Annotated in this window: 6 protein-coding genes; 2 read left to right on the top strand and 4 right to left on the bottom strand. The window is 46.0% G+C overall.

What is annotated here, in order from left to right:
* Window positions 1–256: 256 nt before the first annotated feature.
* The 4 genes from QT984_RS21330 to rfaE2 form a co-directional block, all read right to left on the bottom strand.
* Window positions 257–655, bottom strand: coding sequence for an anti-sigma regulatory factor (locus QT984_RS21330; RefSeq protein ID WP_333056894.1), 399 nt, complete (start codon window positions 653–655; stop codon window positions 257–259).
* Window positions 656–894: 239 nt separating this feature from the next.
* Complete coding sequence (locus QT984_RS21335; protein WP_333211706.1) at window positions 895–1,299, bottom strand: STAS domain-containing protein; 405 nt, start codon at window positions 1,297–1,299, stop codon at window positions 895–897.
* A 55-nt stretch (window positions 1,300–1,354) separates the two neighbouring features.
* Entirely contained in the window at window positions 1,355–2,224 is an 870-nt protein-coding gene (locus QT984_RS21340) for an STAS domain-containing protein (RefSeq protein ID WP_333211709.1), read from the bottom strand.
* A gap of 141 nt (window positions 2,225–2,365) precedes the next feature.
* A complete protein-coding gene (gene rfaE2 / locus QT984_RS21345) occupies window positions 2,366–2,860 on the bottom strand; it encodes a D-glycero-beta-D-manno-heptose 1-phosphate adenylyltransferase (protein ID WP_333056897.1) in 495 nt (164 codons plus the stop codon).
* 797 nt (window positions 2,861–3,657) lie between these two features.
* Between rfaE2 and hpsJ-B the strand changes: the two genes are divergently transcribed.
* Both hpsJ-B and QT984_RS21355 read left to right on the top strand, forming a co-directional pair.
* Window positions 3,658–4,488 (top strand): hormogonium polysaccharide biosynthesis protein HpsJ, encoded by an 831-nt coding sequence (hpsJ-B, locus tag QT984_RS21350; protein WP_333211711.1) that lies wholly within the window; start codon window positions 3,658–3,660, stop codon window positions 4,486–4,488.
* Window positions 4,489–4,574: 86 nt separating this feature from the next.
* Window positions 4,575–5,492 carry a glycosyltransferase family 2 protein gene (locus QT984_RS21355; RefSeq protein ID WP_333211713.1) on the top strand — a complete coding sequence of 306 codons (918 nt, stop codon included), beginning with the start codon at window positions 4,575–4,577 and terminating at the stop codon, window positions 5,490–5,492.
* The last annotated feature ends 275 nt before the right edge of the window (window positions 5,493–5,767 follow it).

The following is a 5,767-nucleotide window of genomic DNA, read 5'->3' on the forward strand; positions in this document are numbered from 1 at the left end:
CTCATTAGTCATTTGTAGCGCGCGCGACTCCACTCTCTCCCAATCTCCCACTCTCCTTACTCCTCACCGCCAGCGGACGATCGCAATTTTAGTCCCCTTACCCACTATCGATTTTAGATTTTAGATTTTAGATTTTAGATTTTAGAATTGAAGCATTAACTTGCGCGAGATTCATCCGGGGGCTTGTATCCTGGATACTTTCGGTCATTCCCAATGGTTTAATCAAAAATCTCAACTCTCAAATCCTATTACTGGTTCACCGCCAGCGGACGATCGCAATTTTAGTCCCCTTACCCACTTTAGAAACAATCTCAAATTCGTGCATCAACCGCTTGGAACCACTGAGCCCCAAACCCAAACCCTGATTAGAAGTATAACCGTCAGTCATTGCCAATTCGATGTCGGGAATTCCCGGCCCCTTGTCTTCAAATATCAGCTTCAGTCCTTTGCGGGTTCCTAATTGCAGCGTTTCGAGAGTTACAGTTCCCCCTTTGCCGTACTCTACAGTATTGCGGGCAAGTTCGCTGGCTGCGGTAACGATTTTCGTTTGGTCTAGTAAACCGAATCCCATTGCTACAGCCCAAGTTCGCACTTGCTGTCGGACGTGGACTATATCGGATGACGATCGGATTTCTAGTGTCTCACGTTTTGACATAGCGGCTACTGTACCAAAATAGAACTTCTCCACAAAATATAGGACTTACGCTGGTCAACTTAGTTTCTCCTAATAGGACTTACGCACTTACTACGATTTTCTCTCAATAGAGAACCTAGTGAAGCAATCTCAAACCCTTGATTTAACCCCCTTGAGTGCGTAAGCCCTGTCCTCAGAAATCTTCTTCAGTTTGTCAACAAGGTATCTACAAACAAACTAGGTTCTTGACTGCCTGTGCCTCAGTTATGGGACAATTGATCAACTGCTCGCGCATTCTCGTGAGGATAAAAACCCAAGGATTTTCGCAACAAAATCATGCCCTTTTCAACGCTTAAAGCTGTGCGAACTCCTGTCAGGGAAAGCCCCAACTCAACGAGCGTAATAGCAACGGCTGGCTGCATTCCGACCACAACTGTTTCCGCATCTAAAATTCGAGACATACTAGCGATATTGTTGATAATACGACCGATAAAAGAATCAACTATTTCTAGAGAAGAAATTTCTATCAACACACCTTTAACACCTGTTTTGACGATGCGGTTCGTCAGGTCATCTTGCAGCGTCATTGCTAAGCGATCGTGCATATCTACTTGAATTGTTACTAGCAAAAATTCTCCCATTTGAAGAATCGGTATTCGTTCCACAAATTCACCTCTTTGTTAAGTTGTACTAGATTTCTTTTGTCAGAATGCAATATGTTTATCTGTCCTCGTTAAGATTTTTTATAGTTAAACCTTGGCGCTGCAACGCGACTTTAAAAGCATCGGCTAAAGTCGCTTTTGTGAGAATATCCTGCAAGTCAACTCCCAAGTGAACTATGGTTTGAGCTATTTGCGGGCGAATGCCACTGATGATGCACTCAGTACCCATTAAACGGGCGGCGGCTACAGTTTTTAATAAATGTTGAGCAACTAAAGTGTCAACAGTCGGCACGCCTGTAATGTCTAAAATCGCAAATTCTGAGCCAGTTTCCATGATTTCTTGCAACAGAGTTTCCATTACTATTTGAGTGCGGGCACTGTCGAGAGTCCCGATCATGGGTAAAGCGAGAATGCCTTGCCAAAGTTTGACTACGGGTGTTGACAATTCGAGCATTTCTTGCTGCTGGCGTTCGATTACTTCTTCGCGAGCTTTGAGAAAGATTTCTGTCACCCACAGGCCTAGCTGGTCTAATAAACTGGTGGAAAGCCAAAGTTGTTCGACAAGTGCGTCGCGGTTTTGTGTCAGTTCATGACAAAGCCGATCGAACAATGGCTTTTTGAAGCATAAAATGAAACTCGCTATCTCTGAGGGAGTAAAGCCTCTCTGAACACGAGATCGCGAAACTTCTGCTAGCAACACCCGCATATTTTCCCATTCGGGTGTCTGGATGTCGCTAAAATTACCGTGCCCGACTGCAATGTGGAGTAATTGCAGGAACTCTTGACACTCCGAGCGCAATTCTTTGGCTCTCATCAAGTCGTCCCGCCGCAGCCCGGTATTTTGCAGTTCTTTGAGCCAGTCTGCTAGTAACTCTGCTTTGTGTCTTTGTAGGATTTCCGCGATCGTGTTATTGCTTGTGAGTTCCATTAAAATTATCTCCTGCTTAGCAATTGGAATGAAATTGTACGAGCGATTCCCTACGGGATAGCTTCGCACGCGCGTACTTTAGCATTTTTTGATGGGGCAACTTCTGAGTTTAGCTCACTGTTTGCTGTTTGCGATCGAGGGTTAAGTACCTAATTGTAAAATGCGTTTGACGATCGCACTGGTAGAACTCGGAACTTCTATTTCGATCAAGGAAATCTTGCCACCTCCGGCGATAACCGCCGGTGCTTCCGGCAGAGTTTCGACTTGATAGTCGCCTCCTTTAACGTATATATCAGGCTTCAGGATATTTATCAGTTTAGTTGCTGTAATCTCGGAAAAAATTACTACGGCGTCTACTGGTTTGAGAGCGGCTAACACTTCGGCTCGCTGATTTTCCGGTACGATCGGGCGGGGTGGCAATCCCGGCTGCTGCGGTTTGATAGCTTGCACGCTGGCGTCGCTATTCAATCCCACCACCAGCGATCGCCCCAAATTTTTTGCCGCCTGCAAATAGCGGACGTGACCGCAGTGCAGGATATCGAAGCACCCGTTAGTAAACACGAGCGGACGCCACTTGTCCGGATCGGATGCGATCGATCTTTCAAGTTCTCTCAACGTATAAACATCAGAAATCATTGCAGTCCTTACCACCCAATTTGAACAGCGATCAAAATTATCCTACCAAAAAATGTGATTCCTTGCACTTTCGTTATTTAAAAATATATCCTTCAATTTTTCCACTAATTAATAGTTGCCTTTGAGCAAACATTAATTAGCAACTGGTAACTTTTTAGCCAGAAAAGATAACTAAAGATCACCGAGGCTCAAGCAGATTTTCAAAATATAATTTCTAGGTAAAAAACAGCTAATATTTTATAGGTAACTGCCATATCCTGCTGTTGGTAATTGGAGGTAAAAAAGGTTGGTAAACAATTATTTATTCCCGCCCTCTCTTATATCAATTACTATAAGACAAGGGATGAGAGTTCCACCGCATCGGGCAGGCGATCGGGGAGTGAGAGCCCTAGGGGGTGAAACCCAACGAAACGCGCTCCTCCTGTGTCTATAATTTCTGACACCGCCGCGCGAGCGAAAGCTAGTTAAAAGCACCGAACCCAAGCGTGCAGAGCTCATCTTTACGCTGGATTCGTCAGACTATAGAAGAAGCCAGCAGTTGCTTGCTGCCGTTTCTGGGCGCAATCTTGACCAAGCTTTACAGCCAACCCAGAAGCGCACAGCCTCCTGTGTCCAACTGTATATAGCTGTGCAGAAACTCGACCTTTGGGTCGCAACCGCAGCCTGTGAAAACCCAGAGGAAAGTCGAGTTCGGTACCCGAAGCAGCTATTTTGGTGGAAAATAGCTAAACTCGTTCAACAAAATCCACTCAACTACCCCCTTGAATCTAACGGTGTAGAATTATCTAACACGAATTATGAAAGCAAGTAATAGCCGTCAATTTTCTTCAGTAGCTGCTCGAACTCTCAAAGTAGTCGGGATTATCTTAATTCTGTCTGCTTTGCTTGACTGCATTGTTCTGTCGCTGCCGGGAGAAACTTCAGACCTTCTCAATCGAGGCTGGCAGTTGACTGCTGCAACTCAGATAGTTGACAAGGGCATTATTCCTTTGATCGGTATCGCCCTCCTGATGACTGGCTTTTGGGTGGACAGCAGCAGTGGAGTCTCTATTGAGCGACGCAACGTTTGGCTGGACTTGCGATTCTGGGCGCTGTTGATTTCCAGCTTGTTAGGTCTAGTTTACCTATCTCTGGTTCCCGTTCACCTCAACAATACTCGTTTGGAACTCAAGGATGCTCTGGCTCAAGTCGATCAAGAAGCGGGACAAGCGGAAGGTCAACTTGAGGCACAACTTAAAAGCCCTCAATTTAAAGCTCAGGTAGAACAGCTCAAAAGCCAGCGTCGCAGCCAGATAGGAGCGCTGCTGGAAGACGACGGGAAGCTGCAAGAAGCACTCAAGAGTCCAGAGGTTCCCAAGGAATTGAAAGCTGTGCTTGAGCAGTCGAAAAATGACCCGAAAGCCCTCGACAAGTTCCTGGAACAGCAAGCTCAATCACTTCCCACTCAAGCTCGCAACGAGATTCGCACCCGCAAGCAACAAAAAGAGAAAGAGTTAAGAACTCGATCGAGAAATTCGAGTTTGCAGACGGGAATCAACAGTTTGTTGTTAGCGATCGGCTACATTACTGTTGGTTGGACGGGATTGAGAAGCATGGGAATTCTGCGGTTCGGCCGCCGCAAAAATTGACCAGCGCTGGCAGGGATCGCGCTGGTCGAGACATCCCTGAGAAATAGTTTGTTTACCCAATAGTTTGCCCTTACTGAAAGCTGGGAATGTTCTCAATTTATATTCTGACTTACAACGAAGAGATTGATATCGCCGCTTGCATTGAATCGGCACTGCTTTGTGACGATATCATTGTAGTTGATTCTTTCAGCACCGATCGCACCCTTGAGATTGTTCAGAACTATGCCGTGCAAACAGTACAGCACCGCTTTGAAACTCACGGACGCCAGCGGACTTGGATGCTCCAAGAAGTCCCGTGCAAATACGAATGGGTTTACATCCTCGAAGCTGACGAGCGGATGACGCCTGCACTGTTTGCTGAATGCTTAAAGGCGATCGAAACTCAAGAATATATCGGCTATTACGTAGCTGAAAAAGTAATATTTATGGAGCGCTGGATTCGCCGCAGCACTCAATATCCCCGTTATCAAATGCGTCTCTTTCGCAAAGACCGAGTGTGGTTTACGGATTACGGTCACACTGAACGGGAAGTCTGCAACGGGCCTACTCACTTTTTGAAGGAAACTTACCCTCACTATACTTGCAGCAAAGGTCTTTCCCGCTGGATTGAAAAGCACAACCGCTACTCGACTGACGAGGCGGCTGAAACTCTCCGCCAATTAGAAGCGGGTCAAGTAAATTGGTGGGGTTTATTGTTTGGCGCGTCGGAGGTGGAAAGGCGCCGCGCTTTGAAAGATTTTTCTTTGCGCTTGCCTTTGCGGCCTGTGGTGCGCTTTTTCTATATGTATATTTTACTCGGCGGATTTCTTGACGGCCAAGCGGGATTGGCTTGGTGCACGCTGCAAGCTTTTTATGAATATCTAATTTTGCTGAAAGTTTGGGAAATGAAGCATCTACCACTGCCAGCTTTAGAGGTAGCGACAGAACAATCTCTTTCAGAAGTAGTAACAGTTGAGCAGTCAAAAGTTTCTTATAATCTTGGCGCTTCCGATACTCGAAATTAAAAATTGGTAAGAGGTACGCTCGCCTAGCGGTAGTATTTGGAACTTATACCCTCGCCGTTCCCCGCCGATCGGACTCGATGGGTAGCCTAAGTATTTAGAAGAGTTATTATATCCTTTCCCTGTGCATCGAAATTATTCATCTCTCTCTTCTCTTCCTCTGCGATCTCTGCGTACTCTGCGGTTAAATCATTCCGATGCAGTTAGAGAGTCGATGGCAGAGTGTCCCCTACCATCTCTCCTACAAAACCGTGCTTGCGACTTTCACCGCACACGGC

The sequence above is a fragment of the Microcoleus sp. Z1_B2 genome (genome assembly GCF_036700325.1).
In the GTDB taxonomy this organism is placed as follows: domain Bacteria; phylum Cyanobacteriota; class Cyanobacteriia; order Cyanobacteriales; family Microcoleaceae; genus Microcoleus.